Source organism: Clostridium sp. SGI.024 (genome assembly GCF_050315195.1).
In the GTDB taxonomy this organism is placed as follows: domain Bacteria; phylum Bacillota; class Clostridia; order Clostridiales; family Clostridiaceae; genus Clostridium.
On record NZ_JBNPON010000009.1, the window covers coordinates 41,740 to 59,194 of the forward strand.

The 17,455-nt window shown below is 28.8% G+C and carries 17 protein-coding genes and 1 other annotated feature; of the genes, 3 read left to right on the forward strand and 14 right to left on the reverse strand.

All coding sequences use genetic code 11. The annotated features are described in order from the left end of the window. Positions 1-216: 216 nt before the first annotated feature. The 7 genes from ACQRD5_RS04810 to ACQRD5_RS04840 all read right to left on the reverse strand — a co-directional run bounded on the left by ACQRD5_RS04810 (position 217) and on the right by ACQRD5_RS04840 (position 8,269). Positions 217-1,164 (reverse strand): ABC transporter permease, encoded by a 948-nt coding sequence (locus ACQRD5_RS04810; protein ID WP_291627314.1) that lies wholly within the window; start codon positions 1,162-1,164, stop codon positions 217-219. Continuing rightward, complete coding sequence (locus ACQRD5_RS04815; protein WP_294364865.1) at positions 1,164-2,246, reverse strand: ABC transporter permease; 1,083 nt, start codon at positions 2,244-2,246, stop codon at positions 1,164-1,166. Before ACQRD5_RS04815 ends, ACQRD5_RS04810 begins: the two co-directional genes overlap by 1 nt. Next, positions 2,246-3,766, reverse strand: coding sequence for an ABC transporter ATP-binding protein (locus tag ACQRD5_RS04820; protein WP_291627310.1), 1,521 nt, complete (start codon positions 3,764-3,766; stop codon positions 2,246-2,248). Before ACQRD5_RS04820 ends, ACQRD5_RS04815 begins: the two co-directional genes overlap by 1 nt. 131 nt (positions 3,767-3,897) lie before the next feature. Then, positions 3,898-4,986, reverse strand: a complete 1,089-nt coding sequence (locus ACQRD5_RS04825; protein WP_291627308.1) for a BMP family lipoprotein — start codon at positions 4,984-4,986, stop codon at positions 3,898-3,900. A gap of 138 nt (positions 4,987-5,124) precedes the next feature. Then, positions 5,125-5,802: a DUF554 domain-containing protein gene (locus ACQRD5_RS04830; RefSeq protein WP_291627306.1), complete on the reverse strand. Its 678-nt coding sequence runs from the start codon at positions 5,800-5,802 to the stop codon at positions 5,125-5,127. A 308-nt stretch (positions 5,803-6,110) separates the two neighbouring features. Continuing rightward, positions 6,111-7,199, reverse strand: a complete 1,089-nt coding sequence (locus ACQRD5_RS04835; RefSeq protein WP_291627304.1) for a BMP family lipoprotein — start codon at positions 7,197-7,199, stop codon at positions 6,111-6,113. 179 nt (positions 7,200-7,378) lie between these two features. Further along, on the reverse strand, positions 7,379-8,269 hold the full coding sequence (locus ACQRD5_RS04840) for a polysaccharide deacetylase family protein (protein WP_291627302.1): 891 nt from the start codon (positions 8,267-8,269) through the stop codon (positions 7,379-7,381). Positions 8,270-8,441: 172 nt separating this feature from the next. Between ACQRD5_RS04840 and ACQRD5_RS04845 the strand changes: the two genes are divergently transcribed. Further along, a complete protein-coding gene (locus ACQRD5_RS04845; protein WP_291627300.1) occupies positions 8,442-9,341 on the forward strand; it encodes a DUF5685 family protein in 900 nt (299 codons plus the stop codon). After that, entirely contained in the window at positions 9,338-9,937 is a 600-nt protein-coding gene (locus ACQRD5_RS04850) for a J domain-containing protein (protein ID WP_427746540.1), read from the forward strand. The genes ACQRD5_RS04845 and ACQRD5_RS04850 overlap by 4 nt, the downstream gene beginning before the upstream one ends. Here ACQRD5_RS04850 and ACQRD5_RS04855 read toward each other — a convergent pair. The 5 genes from ACQRD5_RS04855 to ACQRD5_RS04875 form a co-directional block, all read right to left on the reverse strand. Further along, positions 9,934-10,161: a hypothetical protein gene (locus ACQRD5_RS04855; protein WP_291627297.1), complete on the reverse strand. Its 228-nt coding sequence runs from the start codon at positions 10,159-10,161 to the stop codon at positions 9,934-9,936. The two genes, ACQRD5_RS04850 and ACQRD5_RS04855, sit on opposite strands and share 4 nt — an antisense overlap. Positions 10,162-10,547: 386 nt before the next feature. Then, positions 10,548-10,760, reverse strand: coding sequence for a hypothetical protein (locus ACQRD5_RS04860; RefSeq protein ID WP_291627295.1), 213 nt, complete (start codon positions 10,758-10,760; stop codon positions 10,548-10,550). A 30-nt stretch (positions 10,761-10,790) separates the two neighbouring features. Next, on the reverse strand, positions 10,791-12,167 hold the full coding sequence (locus ACQRD5_RS04865) for an MATE family efflux transporter (RefSeq protein ID WP_291627293.1): 1,377 nt from the start codon (positions 12,165-12,167) through the stop codon (positions 10,791-10,793). Between the two features lie 132 nt (positions 12,168-12,299). Beyond that, entirely contained in the window at positions 12,300-12,662 is a 363-nt protein-coding gene (locus ACQRD5_RS04870) for a YccF domain-containing protein (RefSeq protein WP_291627291.1), read from the reverse strand. A 31-nt stretch (positions 12,663-12,693) separates the two neighbouring features. Further along, a complete protein-coding gene (locus tag ACQRD5_RS04875) occupies positions 12,694-13,062 on the reverse strand; it encodes a CoA-binding protein (RefSeq protein WP_291627289.1) in 369 nt (122 codons plus the stop codon). A gap of 153 nt (positions 13,063-13,215) precedes the next feature. Next, positions 13,216-13,420: a binding site (T-box leader), on the forward strand. A 57-nt stretch (positions 13,421-13,477) separates the two neighbouring features. Between ACQRD5_RS04875 and leuS the strand changes: the two genes are divergently transcribed. Further along, complete coding sequence (leuS, locus tag ACQRD5_RS04880; RefSeq protein ID WP_294166937.1) at positions 13,478-15,928, forward strand: leucine--tRNA ligase; 2,451 nt, start codon at positions 13,478-13,480, stop codon at positions 15,926-15,928. A 63-nt stretch (positions 15,929-15,991) separates the two neighbouring features. Here leuS and ACQRD5_RS04885 read toward each other — a convergent pair whose 3' ends face one another. Together ACQRD5_RS04885 and ACQRD5_RS04890 are read right to left on the reverse strand one after the other, a co-directional pair. Continuing rightward, positions 15,992-16,552, reverse strand: coding sequence for a TVP38/TMEM64 family protein (locus tag ACQRD5_RS04885; RefSeq protein ID WP_291627286.1), 561 nt, complete (start codon positions 16,550-16,552; stop codon positions 15,992-15,994). Positions 16,553-16,580: 28 nt separating this feature from the next. Continuing rightward, complete coding sequence (locus tag ACQRD5_RS04890) at positions 16,581-17,324, reverse strand: hypothetical protein (RefSeq protein ID WP_291627285.1); 744 nt, start codon at positions 17,322-17,324, stop codon at positions 16,581-16,583. Between the last annotated feature and the right edge of the window lie 131 nt (positions 17,325-17,455).

Here is a 17,455-nt window from a genome sequence, read left to right on the forward strand (position 1 = left end):
GTATACTCTATAAAATTACCTCATTTAAAATCATAGTAGTTTTATAAATTATACTTCAAAGCTAAATATTTAGAATAGTAATTCTTTTATTAATTAAATAATAATAAGAGACAAATATTATATTCCTTAAAACTCTTTTTCCTTTAAAGTCAATTAATATAATATCTATCTCTTATTTAGTTCTAATAATCTTTTACTTATTCCCTATTACTTATATTATCTCTTTCCTGCATCAAAAGGCTCTCCAGCCGCCTTAGGTGCTTGTGATGATTTAGAAAATAATACTAAAGCTATTAAGGTTACTATATATGGGAATGTTTTTAATACAACTCCTGGTATTTGAGCTAGTGATGGTATAGCTTGTGATACATTTGCTATAGTTGAAGCAAATCCAAAGAAGAAAGTTGCTCCTAATATTCCAAGAGGTCTCCATTGTCCAAAAATTAACGCTGCTAAAGCAAGGAATCCAAGTCCTGCAACACTTCCATTAAACTCTCCTGAATATGTTACTAGAATTATAGCTCCACCTAAAGCTGACATTCCTCCTGATATCATAACACCTATATATCTCATTTTAAATACACTTATCCCTGCTGCTGCAGATGCTTGAGGATGTTCTCCACAAGATCTTAATCTTAAGCCAAAACTAGTTTTATAAAGTATAAATATGCTTAACACTAAAATTAATAATACTAACCAAGTAGTAGCATATGTCTTAGTGAAGAAAAGTGGTCCTATTACAGGTATTTCTGAAAGTATTGGAATATCCTTTGGAATAAATCCATTAGTTATTCTTATATTACCGCTACCTGTAATATTTCTTGCTAGGAATACAGTTAAAGCACCTGCTATCATATTTATAGCTGTACCACTTATAACTTGGTCTGCATTTAAGTTAATACTTGCAAAAGCATGAAGTAATGAAAATAATACACCAACTATTACTGCTACTAATAAACCAATCCATAAGGCTCCTGCTACTCCATTAGCTTGTAATTTAGAAACTGTTAATGCTCCAGCAAAAGATCCAACTATCATAAGTCCATCTAATCCTATATTTACAATTCCACTTCTTTCACAATAAAGTGCTCCTAAAGCTGTTATTAGTAAAGGAATTGTATAAGAAATTGCATATGGAAAAACTTGTTCAATTATACTCCACATTATTTTTCCACCACCCTTTCAGAAGTACTATCTTTTTTTCCTTTATTTCTATTCTTTTTAAACCATTTTATTATTTTATCCATTACCATACTAGTTGCTGCAAAATAAATTATTGTAGCCATTATAGTATCTGCAAGTTCTGGTGGTACTTTTACAGCTGCATTCATAAAGCCTTTTCCTACATATAAAATTCCAAAGAATAATGATGAGAAAATAACCCCAATAGGACTACTTGCTCCAAGTAAGGCAACTGCTATACCATCAAAGCCTTGGCTTGGCATTACACCAATTTGCATTATATTTGCATTTCCTGTGTATTGTATAACTCCTGCAAGTCCTGATAAAGCACCAGCTATCATCATTGATATAACTATATTTCTATTAACAGGCATACCTGCATATTCTGCACCAAATCTATTAAATCCAACAGCTTTTAATTCATATCCTAAAACTGTTTTATTTAGAGTAAACCATATTACTAAAACTGCTATTAAAGCTAAGAAAATACCTAAATTTATGTATGAGCCTTTAAATATTTCTGATAACCAATTTACTCTTAAAGTAGCTGCTTCTGGTAACATTCTAGATTCAGTTTCTAAGAATTCACCTTTAAAATATTGTGGTACCATATAATAAACTATCCAATAAGCCACCCAGTTCATCATTATAGATGATACAACTTCGTGTACGTTAAATTTAGCTTTTAATACTCCGGGTACTATTGCCCATAAAGCTCCTCCAATAATACCAACAGCAACAACTATTGGAACTAATATCATCTTAGGTAAATCTAAACTTAAACCTACTGCTATTGAACAAAATCCTCCAAATAACATTTGTCCAGGTGTACCTATATTAAATAATCCTGTTTTAAAGGCAAAGGCAACTGAAAGTCCTGTAAGCATTAAAGGTGTTGCTGTAGCAATTGTATTCCCTATTCTTTCTAGGTTCATTAATCCACCTTTAAATAAATATGTATATCCTTCAACAGGGTTAAATCCCATAATAAGCATTAATAAGGCACCAGCAATTAGTCCAAGTATTACTGCCATTATGGATTTTATAGCTTGATTTTTTTCCATTAAGCTTCACCTCTCTTTATTCCTGCCATCATTAAACCAACTTCATTTTCATCTGTTTCAGAAGCATTAACTATTCCTATAAGTTCTCCATTATTAACTATGGCAATTCTATCAGAAACATTTAAAACTTCATCCAATTCAAGAGATACTAAAAGTACGGCCTTGCCATTATCTCTTTGTTCAACAAGTCTTTTGTGTATGTATTCTATTGATCCTACGTCAAGTCCTCTAGTTGGCTGAACAGCAATTAATAAATCAGGATTTGAAAGAATTTCACGTCCTATTATTCCTTTTTGTTGATTACCACCTGATAAAGACCTAGCTATAGAATTTCCACCTTCTCCTGATCTTACATCAAAGGTTTCTATTATATGATCAGAGTATTTTTTTATTTCTTCTCTATTTATAAGACCTTTTTTAGAAAAAGGTTCATTCTTATAAGCCTTAAGAACCATATTATCTTCCATGGTATAATCTAAAATAAGTCCTCTTTTATGTCTATCCTCTGGAATATGTGCTATTCCTTCATCAATTCTTTTTCTTATAGAATTTTTTGTTATATCTTTTCCATTAAATAATATACTTCCTTCTTCAACAGCTCTCATACCAGTAATAGCTTCCACTAGTTCTGTTTGACCATTACCTTCTACTCCAGCTATTCCAACAATTTCGCCTTTTCTAACTTCTAAGCTAAAGTTTTTTAAACCCAATACTTTTTTATTATTTTTAACAGATACATTATTTAATTTTAATACCACTTCACTTGGCTTAGCTTCCTTTTTATCAACTTTAAATGATACTTGTCTTCCAACCATCATTTTAGCCATATCAGCTTCTGAAGTTTCTTTAACATCTACAGTCCCTATATATTTTCCTCTTCTAATTACAGTACACCTATTTGCAGCTTCTTTAATTTCCTTTAATTTATGAGTAATTAAAATTATTGACTTTCCTTCTTTAATAAGATTTTTCATAATTTTTAATAAATCTTCTATTTCCTGTGGAGTTAAAACTGCTGTTGGTTCATCAAAAATAAGAACTTCTGCATTTCTATAAAGCATCTTTAATATTTCAACACGTTGCTGCATACCAACTGATATATCTTCAATTTTTGCATATGGATCAACATTTAATCCATAAGTTTTTGATAATTCTTCAATTTTCTTTGCTGCACTTTTTATATCTATTGATAAAAACTTCTTTGGTTCTAAACCTAAAATAATATTTTCTGTTACAGTAAAGTTCTCAACTAATTTAAAATGCTGATGAACCATTCCTATACCTAAATCATTAGCTACATTAGGGCTTGAAATTTTAACTTCTTTACCATTTACTTTTATTATTCCAGCTTCTGGAGTATACATTCCAAAAAGCATTCCCATCAATGTAGATTTACCAGCTCCGTTTTCTCCTAAAAGAGCATGAATTTCACCTTTTTTAAGTTGCAATGTAACATTATCATTGGCAACAATTCCTGGAAATTCTTTACGGATATTAAGCATTTCTACTACATAACTCATAAGCATCCTCCCTACGTCGTTTTTTACATATATTGTGGTTAGATTATCTTTTTATGTAAAATTAATCTAATTTTTTCTTAATATGAGAAAAAGACGGTATTCCGCCTTTTTTATTTTACTAAATATAAAAATTATTTAATTAAATTACCTTGTTCGGCTTTTATTTCAATTTCACCATTTTTAATTTTGTTATATACTTCATTTACTTTTGTAGTAGTATCAGCACTTAAATTTGGATTGTTTTCTGGAAGACCTACACCATCATTTTTAATATCAAATGTCAATGTCTCTCCACCTGGGAAAGTTTCATCTAGCTCAGCTTTAACCATATCGTAAGCTGCTGTATCTAATTTCTTCATAGCTGAAGTTAATATTACTGACTTATCTCCTTCGTATTTACCATCTTCATATTGGTCAACATCACAACCGATTACCCATGCTTCTTTTCCAGATGCAATTCTTGCCTTTGCTTCATTTATTACGCCAATACCTACATTACCAGCTGCTACAAATATAGCTTTAACTCCACTATCATACATAGTAGCTGCTAATTGTTGTCCTGCTGCAACATCTTCAAATGTACCTTGGTAAACAACATTTTCTGACTTAATACTCATATTAGTTCCTAAGTTCTCATTAGCGTAATTAACACCTTGTTGGAATCCCCAGTTGAATTTTTGAACTGAAGGTATTTCCATACCACCTATAAATCCTAAGTCCCCTTCTTTTAATTCAAGAGCTGCTGCTACACCTGCCATAAATCCTGCTTCTTGCTCTGCAAAGAAGATAGCCACACTATTTTCTCCAACTTTTTCTACTCTTTCATCTCCACTTTTACCGTTGTTAGGAGAACCATCAATAATTACAAATTTAGCATCTGAATATTTATCTTGTGCATTAAATATTGCAGTTTCAAATTTGAATCCAGGTGCTACGATAAACTTGTATCCTGTATCATAAAGATTTCCTATTTCCTTCATGTAATCTGCTTCTGTAGTTCCAGATGGTCTTAAATAGTTACTATCAATTTTTAATTCATCCTTAGCCTTTAAAATACCTTCCCAAGTACCTTGGTTAAAGGATTTATCGTCTATTGTTCCTGAATTAGTAACCATACCTACCTTAAGTTGTGATTGTGCTGATTCTGCACTATTACCACACCCTACTAATCCAGTAAGCATAAAAGCAGATAATACTAACGCTAATGCTTTTTTCTTCATATAAAATCCTCCTAATCTTTAGTAAATAATTATTTTATCCTTCGAATTTTCAAAGAAATTATACAATATGTAGTATATAATTTCAATAAATAATATATCACTTTTACACAAAAATAACACTTATTTTACATTTATATTTTAAAAAAAGCTTAATAAAACAGCTATTATAATTGAAGGCAATAAATTAGAGACTTTAATTTTTGTAACTCCTAACATATTTACTCCTAATCCAAGTATTAATAAACTTCCAACTGCAGTCATATTATTTATAGCAACATCGCTTAAAAAAGTTGAAATAAAACTTGCTGCTAAAGTAATACTTCCTTGATATATAAATACAACTATGGCCGATAACATAACACCTACTCCCAAGGTTGATGCAAATATTATGGAACTTATTCCATCTAATATTGATTTAGCATAAAGAGTACTATGATTACTACTTAATCCACTTTCTAAAGAACCTACTATAGCCATAGCTCCTACACAAAATAATAATGTAGATGTCACAAAGCCTTGGGCAACAGACACACTACTGCCATTTCTATTAAATCTTTCTTCTATTCTTTTTCCTATATTCTCAAGCTTTCTATCTATATCAATAATCTCACCAATAAATCCACCAATGGCAAGTGATATTATCATAATGATTGTATTATTTCCTTTAATAGCTCCTGATATACCTATATAAATAACACATAAAGCTAGTCCATTCATTATAGTATCGCTAACTTTTTTATTTATGCTCCCCTTAAGAAATAATCCTATAAAAGCTCCTACAACTATAGCTAAACTATTTACTATTGTACCTAACATATTTCCCTCCTTAAATTTATTATTTTTCATTTTCACATAAATAAGATTTTTAATGCTATATAATATATATATTATATAACATTAATTCTCCATTTTAAAAATTTCTTGTATAAAAAAGGATATAGATATTATATTCTTTGCTCCGTCGCAGGCTCCAAGTCGCCAGAATATAATATCTATATCCTCATATACGGAAGGAAAGGAATTTATAAAAAATTATTCACAGGGTAATATTTTTATAAATTCCTAGAAAATAAAAAAAGACGGGTATACCGCCTTTTTTATCTTATATATTTAACTTTTTATGATTACTTTATTAAATCGCCTTGTTCAGCCTTAACTTCAATTTCACCATTTTTTATCTTGTTATAAACTTCGTCTACTATTTTTATTGTTTCTTCACTTAAGTTTGGATTTTCGCTTGGAAGACCAACTCCATCATTTTTAGCATCAAATGTTAAAGTTTGACCACCTGGGAAATTACCATCTAGCTCATCTTTAATTATGTCAAAAGTAGCACTATCTATTTTCTTCATAGCTGATGTTAATATAATTGATTTATTATCTTCATATATACCATCTGCATATTGGTCAACGTCAACACCAATTATCCAAGCTTCTTTACCTGACATAGCTCTAGATTTTGCTTCATTTATTGATCCTACTCCAACTCCACCTGCAGCAACGAATATAGCTTTTACACCATTATCATACATAGTAGCTGCTAATTGTTGTCCTGCTCCTACATTATCAAATGATCCTTGATAAACAACATTTTCTGCCTTAATAGTCATTTTAGTTCCTAAATTTTCATTAGCATAGTTAACGCCTTGTTGGAATCCCCAGTTGAATTTTTGAACTGAAGGTATTTCCATACCACCAATAAATCCTAAGTCACCATCTTTTAATTGAAGAGCTGTTGCTACTCCTGCTAAAAATCCAGCTTCTTGCTCCGCAAAGAAAACAGCTACACTATTATCTCCAACCTTTTCTACTCTTTCATCTCCATTTTTACCATTATTAGGAGAACCATCAATAATTACAAATTTAGCATCTGAATATTTGTCTTGTGCATTAAATATTGCAGTTTCAAATTTGAATCCTGGTGCTACTATAAACTTGTATCCTGTATCATAAAGATTTCCTATTTCCTTCATGTAATCAGCTTCTGTAGTTCCAGCTGGTTTTAAATAATTACTATCAATTCCTAGTTCATCCTTAGCTTTTAATATACCTTCCCAAGTACCTTGATTAAATGACTTGTCATCTATTGTTCCTGCATCTGTAACCATACCTACTTTAATTTTTGATTGTGATGATTCTGATTTATTACCACAACCTACTAAACCAGTTACCATCAAAGCTGATAAAACTATTGCTATTACTTTTTTCTTCATATAAACTCCTCCTAGTCTTCTGTGTCTAATCATCAATACTTCGAATCTTCAGGTTGATTATACAGTAAATAATTCGTTATTTCAATTATTTTTGTTAAAATTTATTGATAATTTTGTTTAATATTCGTGTATACTTTAATTTTAAAGTGCGATACTATTTATTCTAATTTTATGCACAATTACATAAATTCATTAAATATTTTTTTAAAGGAATCTATCTCCATAGGAAATATTCTAACTCTTTTTAATGAATATAATCCATCATTTGCACTTGATATTCCATATTCCGTTGTAACTGCAGCTTGAATTCCTATTTCCCTTTCTACCTCAATAGTTTCTTCATCATATTTCCCTACTGGATAGCAAATAAATTTACTATCTACTCCAACTTTTTCTTTTAATGCTTCTCGTCCTTCTTTAATAATTGTAATTTTATCATCTCTTGAAATATTAGTGAATTCAATATGTCTTGAAGTATGATTTTCTATTCCCATACCATTATCATGCATTTCTTTGAGCATAGAAGAATTCATATAGTAACCATCTTTATCTGTATTATTAGTTATTATAAAAAATGTTCCTTTCATTCCATTACCTTTTAGTATTCTATAAGCATCTGAATAATTATCTGCATAGCCATCATCAAAGGTTATAGCAACTGGTTTTTTAGGAACATATCCTGTATTATAAGCTTTTACTACATCATCTAATAACATTGGAGTAAATCCATTTTCCTTTAGCCATTTAACTTCTGCTTCAAACTGTTTAACTGGAACTAACAAGTTATTATTTGGATTAGAATCAGAAATCGAATGATACATAAGTATTGGAATTCTAACTAAACTTTTATCTATGTTAATATAGTTTTCCTTTTCTTTTTCTGCTAATTTATTCTTTTCATCAACTAATTCTTCTTCCTTCTTATCATCACTCGTTTCCTTTGTTAAATCTTCATTGCTATGCACATCTTTAGTTTTTATATTATATTTATTCTCATAAATATATTTCCCGATAAAAGCTATTAATATAATTACTATTAGTACCGAAAAAATTTTAATAAAATTCCTCATTTAAATTACCCCTTTTTTATAATATAAGAAAAATATACCTTTACATATTTTGTTTGTCAATCCATTTTAATCCATAGATTCTTTGTAATTTCTTTATTTTTTCTTAAATCATTGTTTATAATATTTTATTTTTGTATAATTAATCTAAAATATTATTTAAGGAGTGTTTTTTTTGTTTGGATACGTAACTCCTCTAAAAGCAGAGCTAAAAGTAAAGGACTTTACAAGATTTAGAAGCTATTATTGTGGCTTATGCCTCCATCTAAAAAGTAGTGCGGGCAATATACCTAGAATGGTCTTAAACTATGATATGACATTTCTTGCTGTACTTTTAGATTCATTATCATTAAAGGAGCCTGATTTTAAACTTAAGCGTTGTATTGTTCATCCCCTGGAGAAAAAACCTGTTGTCATGAACAATGATGCTCTTCAATATTCAGCTGCAATGAATTTGACACTATATTATCATAAAATTAAAGATGATATAGAAGATGATAATAATATAAAAAGTATGGTGCTAGAAAAAATTTTATATCCTTATCAAAAGAAAATTAATAAATCTATAGATGACATAAACTCTATTATTAAAAGTAATCTTAAAAACTTAAGAGACCTTGAAAATAATAAAAACTTTTCTTCTATAGATGAAATATGTCATCCATTTAGTGATATAGTTGGAAATATTCTCAAGGCTTATCCTAATGAATTAATTAATGATGGTGATGAATTGAGGAATTATTTATATAGCCTAGGCTATACACTAGGTAAATGGATATATTTAATTGATGCCTTTGATGATTTAAAAAATGATATGAAAAATAAAAAATTTAATCCAATAAATTTTTTATATAATAATTCTAATGCATCATTTGAAGAACTAGTATCTTTGGTTAAAGATAGAATAGAATTTAATATACTTAACTGTAGTTATAATTGTAAAGATATCTTAGAAAAGCTACCTTTAAAAAGAAATGAAGATATATTGAAAAACATTTTAGAACTTGGAATGATGGATAAATACTTAGGAGTTTTAAATAATACTAGAGAAAATAAAAGGAGTGACAAATTATGAACCCATATGAAGTTCTTGGATTAAAACCTGGTGCAAGCCAAGAGGAAATAAAAAAAGCATATAGAAACTTAATTAAACAATATCATCCTGATCAATACGGTGATAATCCATTAAAGGATTTAGCAGAAGAGAAAATGAGAGAAATTAATACTGCTTATGATATGTTAACTAAGAATGCTACTGGCTCTTATGATAATTCTTATAGCAGTTCAAATAATAATTCAAATGATGCATATGCATTATCAGAAATTAGAAGATTAATTCAATCAAGAAACTTTGCTGAAGCAGAAAGAAGATTGAACTCTATTCAAAATAGAAATGCTGAATGGAACTTTTTATATGGAGTAATATTAACTAACAAAGGTTGGTTTGATGCTGGTTTAAATCATATTCAAACTGCAGTTGATATGGATCCTAATAATTTTGAGTATAGGCAAACATTAAATTCTTTGCATCAAAGAACTTCAGCATATAGCGGTAACTACTATAGAACAACTGGAAATTCTTCAGCAAATGCATGCGATTGTTGTATTAACCTTTGGTGCTTAGACTCAATCTGTGAGTGTATGGGTGGAGACCTTATTGGATGCTGCTAATAAATATTAGGTGGTGGTTGAACTTTGAAAGCTAAAGAGATTACTTTAAGTGCAGTATTAACTGCTTTAACAATTGTTATTTTATACTTAAATCTATTATTACCTATAAGTACTATAAGCATTCTTACTTTGGCCTCTCTTTTAATTCCAATAGCTTTAATTAGAGGCTCCATGAAAAGTGCTATTTTTGTATACCTAGCATCATCTATTATAGGTTTTTTCATACTTCCTATAAATATTATAATTTTATATATATTATTTTTTGGTATTTATGGAATAGTAAAGTTCTATATAGAAATGATAAACAAGCTACCATTAGAAATATTTATAAAGCTAGTTTTCTTTAACATAATATTATTTCTATCATTTTTTGTGTTTAAAGCCTTTATCCCAATTAAAATAACTAAACTTCCTATTTGGTTATTTTTAATAATAGCTGAAATTGTTTTTTTAGTTTTTGATTATGCATTAACATTGCTAATATCTTTTTACTTACAAAGAATTCATACAAAAATATAAATAAATGGATAAATATCATATTTATTGCAACTTCATAAACACCAAGTTACCTCATATGATATTTATCCATCTCTATACTATAGGGTCTTTTTTAATCTATTATTGAAAATAACACTTCTAATGCAACTTCAATTATTTCACCTATAAACTCTAAAAAACCTTTTCCAAAATTAAATTTTTTCTTTTCTAATTTAATTTCGCTCTTTTTGTACTTCACTCTATCATTGGGATCAGAGTTATAATAATAAGCATCTTCATAACTTTTTATTTCATTAAAAATAATTTTGTTTTCCTCACTACTCAAAATTCTCTCCCCTAACCATTAATTTTATAATTATAATACTTTTTTACTTAGATTTTTATTAAAAGTCTTTTTATAAAAAATAAAAAACACAGTTATAGTCGTTAAAGCAGCTATAATATCAGAAATAGGCTCTGCTGCTAAGACTGCTGCTAATTTATTACTTTCACTAACAATACTAGGTAATATAAATATTAAAGGAACTAATAACACTATCTTTCTTAATAAAGCCATAACAAGTGATATCTTTGCTTGCCCTAAGGCTAAGAAAGTTTGCTGACATGCTATTTGAGCTCCAAAAATTATTATTCCTCCAAAGAATATTCTAATACTCCAAGAAGTTATTTCAACAAGTTCAGGTTTATTATTAAATATAGCTACAAAGAATTTTGGAAATATCATTAATGAACTCCATATAAAAACTGTATAAGCTAAGCTGCTAGATAATAATAACTTAAATGTTTTTTTAACCCTATCTATCTTTTTAGCTCCAAAGTTATAACTAATTATAGGTTGTGCTCCTTGTGACAATCCTAAAAGAGGTAATGTTACAATTTGCATTATACTACTCATAATAGTCATTGCTCCTACAGCTAAATCTCCTCCATAAATTTGAAGCTTATTATTAAGGCTTATTAATACTAAGCTTTCTGTAGCTTGCATAATAAAAGGAGATACTCCTAAAGCAGTTATAGGTAATATAACCTTAAGTTTTGGCATTAAATACTCTTTTCGTATCTTCAATATACTTTTATTACCAAAAAGGAAAAACAACACCCAAGCTGCTGATACAAACTGAGATATTATAGTTGCAAGAGCAGCACCCTTTACGCCTAGATTAAAAGTAAATATTAGAATTGGATCTAAAACTATATTTATTATAGCTCCAATAACAACAGTTATCATTCCTATTTTAGCAAAGCCTTGAGTATTAATAAATGGATTCATACCAAGTGCAATTTGAACAAATACTGTTCCTAATAAATAAATAGTTAAATAATCCATTGCATATTTAATAGTTGAATCACTAGCTCCAAAAGCCCACAATAACTTTTCTTTAAAAATAAGAAATGTAACTGTACAAACTATTCCTATAATAACTAATGTAGAAAAACTATTACTTATGATTTTTTCGGCACCTTTGTTATCTTTTTCTCCCATTTTTATTGCTGCAAGAGGTGCACCACCCATTCCAATAAGAGCTGAAAAAGCAGAAATAATCATTATTATTGGAAAAGCAACACCTACTCCTGCCATTGCAATTTCTCCATTATCCATTCTTCCAATAAATATTCTATCAACTATGTTATATAAGACATTAACAAGTTGAGCAATAATTGCTGGAAAAGCTAAACTTACTAATAATCTACCTATGGAACCTTCTCCAAGATTCTTCTTAACTTTAGTCATATATTAATATCTCCTTTTGTAATGTATTTTTAACTTTAATATACGCTTATTAATTTATGCTTATATCAGAAAATAATACTACTATCAAAAGAAGTATCTTTAAATAATTTTCTAGAAAAATTCAAATATTATTTACACTATTTCTTTTCCAAATGGCATTAAAGATAATTTAGCTAATTTTAATGATTGTACAGCAAAAGGAATCCCAACAATTGTTATACATAAGAACAATGCACTTAATAAATTTGCTATACAAAGTTCTAAGCCTCCAAAAATTATCCAAAGTATATTTAAAACTAAACTCATACTGCTATCATTTGTAGTCACTATCTTTTTCCCAAATGGCGCTAATTGTAATCTTGCCATTTTAAAGCATTGGCTACCTATTGGTATTCCAATTATAGTAATGGACCACAAACAACCTATAAAGAACCATCCTAAAGCATTAAAGAATCCACCAAAAATAAACCAAATAATGTTTCCTAAACAAGACAAAAAAATCTCTCCCTTATATATTATTATTTAATTATAAACTTCTTAATTGAACTAAAGCACAGTTTTCTATTACATTTATATTATTTTCTCTGCAGTAAGTTAATATTTCTTCACTTTCAGCACCTGGCTGTACTAAAACATTCTTAATTCCTAATGATTTAGCTTCTTTTATATATTCTATTCCTAATTTAGAATTAATACATAAATCTATTGCATCAATCTTATGTGGAACTTCTTTAATACTCTTAAATACTCCTTCTCCCCCCTTAGGATGAACCCCACTTACTGTGTACCCCTTTTCTTTGAATTTATTTAAAATCTTATATGCATATTTTGACTCATTAGTTACATCACCTATAACAGCCCAATTTTTTTCTTTAATTAATACTTTTATATCCATAATAAACCTCCTCAATTATTCTTTAGTTATAATATATACAAATATACTGTTTTCCTCAACAAAAAATCATATAAATATATTTTATTTAACTTTTTTCTAAATGTTGACTTATAATATAATAAAATATATAATTGTGTATATTAAAATTTTATATATGTTGCTATGATTAGGAGTAGTATTATAAAATCTGTACTTAAGAGAGCTGTTGGGTGCTGAAAAACAGTGTATAGACTATAAGAACTTGCCTATGAGCTTACTTGTTTAAAGCAAGTACGGGTTATACCCGTTATATTTTTGAGTGAGAAAATTTATATTTTCTAATAAGAGTGGTACCGCGAATATATCCTTCGTCTCTTAATTGAGATGAGGGATTTTTTTATTCTTTTACAATCGTTATTTTAGAGGAGGATTAATAATGGCTAAATACGGAACTTCCATTGATAAGAAATGGCAAGATAAATGGGAAGAAACTAACCTTTATAAGTTTGACCCAAATAAGGATGGAGAAAAATTATATGTTTTAGAAATGTTCTCTTATCCATCAGGAAGCCAGTTGCATGCAGGACATTGGTTTAACTATGGACCTGTTGATTCATGGGCTAGAATGAAGAAAATGCAAGGATATAATGTATTCCAACCAATGGGCTTTGATGCATTCGGACTTCCTGCTGAAAATTATGCAATAAAAACTGGAATTCATCCAAAGGATTCAACTGATAAGAACATTGAAACTATGGAAAAACAATTAAAAGCAATGGGTGCTATGTTTAACTGGGAAAATGAGGTTATAACTTGTCATCCTGATTATTATAAATGGACTCAATGGGTATTCTTAAAATTATATGAAAAAGGATTAGCATATAGAAAGAAAGCTCCTGTAAACTGGTGTCCATCTTGTAATACAGTTTTAGCTAATGAGCAAGTTGTAGAAGGTCTTTGCGAAAGATGTTCAACTGAAGTAACTAAAAAGGACTTAACTCAATGGTTCTTAAAAATTACTGATTATGCTGATGAGCTATTAGAAAAACTTGATACTTTAGATTGGCCTGAAAAAACAGTAGCAATGCAAAAACATTGGATAGGAAAATCTACTGGTGCTGAAGTTACATTTAAAGTTAAAGATTCAGATATTAAATTTGATGTATTTACAACAAGAGTTGATACTTTAAATGGAGTAACTTATGTAGTTTTAGCTCCTGAAAATCCATTAGTTGACAAATTAACTACTGATGAATATAAAGAATCTGTTGAAAATTATAAAGAAGAAGCTAAAAAACAATCTGATATAGAAAGACAATCTTTATCTAGAGAAAAAACTGGAGTGTTTACAGGCTCTTATGCAATAAATCCTATTAATAATAAAGAAGTACCTATTTGGGTTGGAGATTATGTATTAGCAACTTATGGTACTGGAGCTGTTATGGCTGTTCCAGCGCATGATGAAAGAGATTTTGCTTTTGCAACTAAATTTAATTTACCAATAGAAAGAGTGATAACTAGTAAGAATGGTGAAAATGATGAGCTTCCATATTGCGAATATGGTAAATTAGTTAATTCAGGAGAATTTGATGGACTTACTACTGAAGAAGCTAAAGAAAAAATAGTTGAAAAGTTAGCTTCTATGAATCTTGGTTCAGCAAAAGTAAATTATAGATTAAGAGATTGGTTAGTATCTAGACAAAGATATTGGGGTGCTCCAATTCCTATGATTCATTGTGAGCATTGTGGAACTGTTCCTGTACCAGAAGATCAATTACCAGTAGAACTTCCATATGAGGTTGAGTTTGCTCCAGATGGAAAATCACCTCTTGCAAAATGTGATTCTTTTGTAAATACAACTTGTCCAAAGTGTGGAAAACCTGCTAAAAGAGAAGTGGATACTTTAGATACTTTCGTTTGCTCATCTTGGTATCAATTAAGATATCCAGATAGTAATAATACAGAAAAGGCATTTGATAAAGACATAGTAAATAAAATGCTTCCTGTAGATAAATACGTTGGTGGACCAGAACATGCTTGTATGCATTTATTATATGCTAGATTTATTACTAAAGCTTTAAGAGATATGGGATACCTAGACTTCGATGAACCATTTAAATCTTTAACTCACCAAGGTTTAATACTTGGACCAGATGGATTAAAGATGAGTAAATCAAAAGGAAACACTATTTCTCCAAATGATTATATTTCAGAATACGGTTCTGACGTGTTTAGAATGTATCTAATGTTTGGTTTTGCTTACGTTGAAGGTGGAGCTTGGAGTGATGATGGACTTAAGTCTGTTGCTAGATTTGTAGATAGAATTGAAAGATACCTTGAAGCTGCTAGAGAAGCAATAGAAAAAGGTGATAATAACAAAACTTCTGTAGATAAAACTGAAAAGGAACTAAACTTCTGGTTACACAATGCAATTAAAGGAGTAACTGAAGATGCTGATAAAATGCAATTTAATACAGCAATAGCTAGAATGATGGAATTTGTAAATGCTTTATCTAAGTATTTACAAGAAGATATTAAGAACTTAGATTTCTTAAAGAAAACTTGTATTGATTTCTTAAAGATTTTAGCACCATTTGCTCCTCACTTTGCTGAAGAACAATGGAGTTTATTCGGATTAGGTTATTCAATCTTCAATCAAGAATGGCCAAAGTTTGATGCTAAAGCTTTAGTTAAAGATGAAGTTGAAATTGCAATTCAAGTTAATGGAAAAATAAAGGCTAAGATAAATGTTCCTACTGATCTAGATGAAGAAGGAATTAAAGCTGCTTCATTAGCTAATGAAAATGTAATAGCTGCAACTGAAGGTAAGAATATAGTTAAGGTTATAGTTATTAAAGGAAGATTAGTAAATATAGTAGTTAAATAATAAAAGGAGCTACACTTCAATTTTGAGTGTAGCTCCTTTTATTATTTTAAAACAGTTACTTTTTTATTTATCATTTTTTGTTTTTTTCATGGTAAAGTATATTAGTACTATAGCAATTAATGTTATAAGCAATCTTGCATAGTTTTGCTTAATATTAATTAAATCATAACTGACCAAAGCTTCTAAGGCTATAGAAGGAATTTTTCCAAAGAAAGTTGCTATAATAAAAATCCAGCCACTAACATTACTTATGGAAGCAGCTAATGTTACGATTCCTGATGGAATAAAGGGAATTAGCCTTCCTTCAAAAATCAAAAATCCAGCCCTTTTCCCTTTACTTTCTACTATTGAATTCAGCAGTCTATGCTTACTACTTATTTGTTCTATTCCATTCTTCAATCCTAGTCTATAAACTATAAATGTTATATACCCACCTATTACTTCACCTAATAATGAAATTATAAAACCTAAAATAGGTCCAAAAAAAATTATATTGGCTCCAGTAATAAATATAGATGGAACAATACCTAATAAAGCTATAATAATACTTATAAGTATTGATATAGGTATTGAATACATACTATATTCTTCAAATAAATTAACTATATTATTCAAATCAAACATATCTATAAATTAATATTTTTCTCCTTACTTAGTAATCTAATACTTCTTTAAAATCAGCTAAAACTTTGCTTACTACTTTTTCATCAAGTTGCTTATAATATTGTAATAAATTAGCTTCTTGTAATGATACAAATATTTTCTTACTAATTTCCATCCATAATTCAGGTATATAAACCCATACGATTTCTTCATATCTACAACTTAGAAGAAAATGTTCTACACCCCAAAATAAATATTCTCCTATTTTATGTATTTCATTAAACTTAATATAATCATCTACTACCCTAGTATCTAGCTTATATTCATAAATATCTACATAAAAGTAATCAAATTTTTGACTTTTAGCTTTAAAAGCATTTTCATTTATTATTTTTATCTTTTTATTACTTTCAAAATTTGAATAGTATAAATCTATTACATCTTTTTCCATCTCATAGACTATGATTTCATCTACACTTGATTTTTTTGCTAATTCTTGAACTACATATCCAAGTCCTAGTCCAACTACTCCTACTTTCCCTTTAGCATATTTTATGAACATATATGAACTTTCTATTTCAATAGGTGATATTCTCATCCAAATATTATCTGGTCCATGTAACTCTAGCACATTTGAATTAATTTTACCTTTTTTCCTATACATATATCCATCTATGTAATCACTATTATTATTTTTATTTTTTATTTCAAACTTTCCAATCTTACCTTCTGATATGGAAGCATTATATTCTTTAATTTTTTCATGTATGTATTTATTATCATATGGTTTCAAAATAAAAACATCCCCTTTAAATAATGTCAATCACTATAAATATAATTATATTTCCGATGTAATAAAATGACAATAACTATTTATTAAATTTTAATATAATTATAATTATGCCATAATACATTGGCAATATT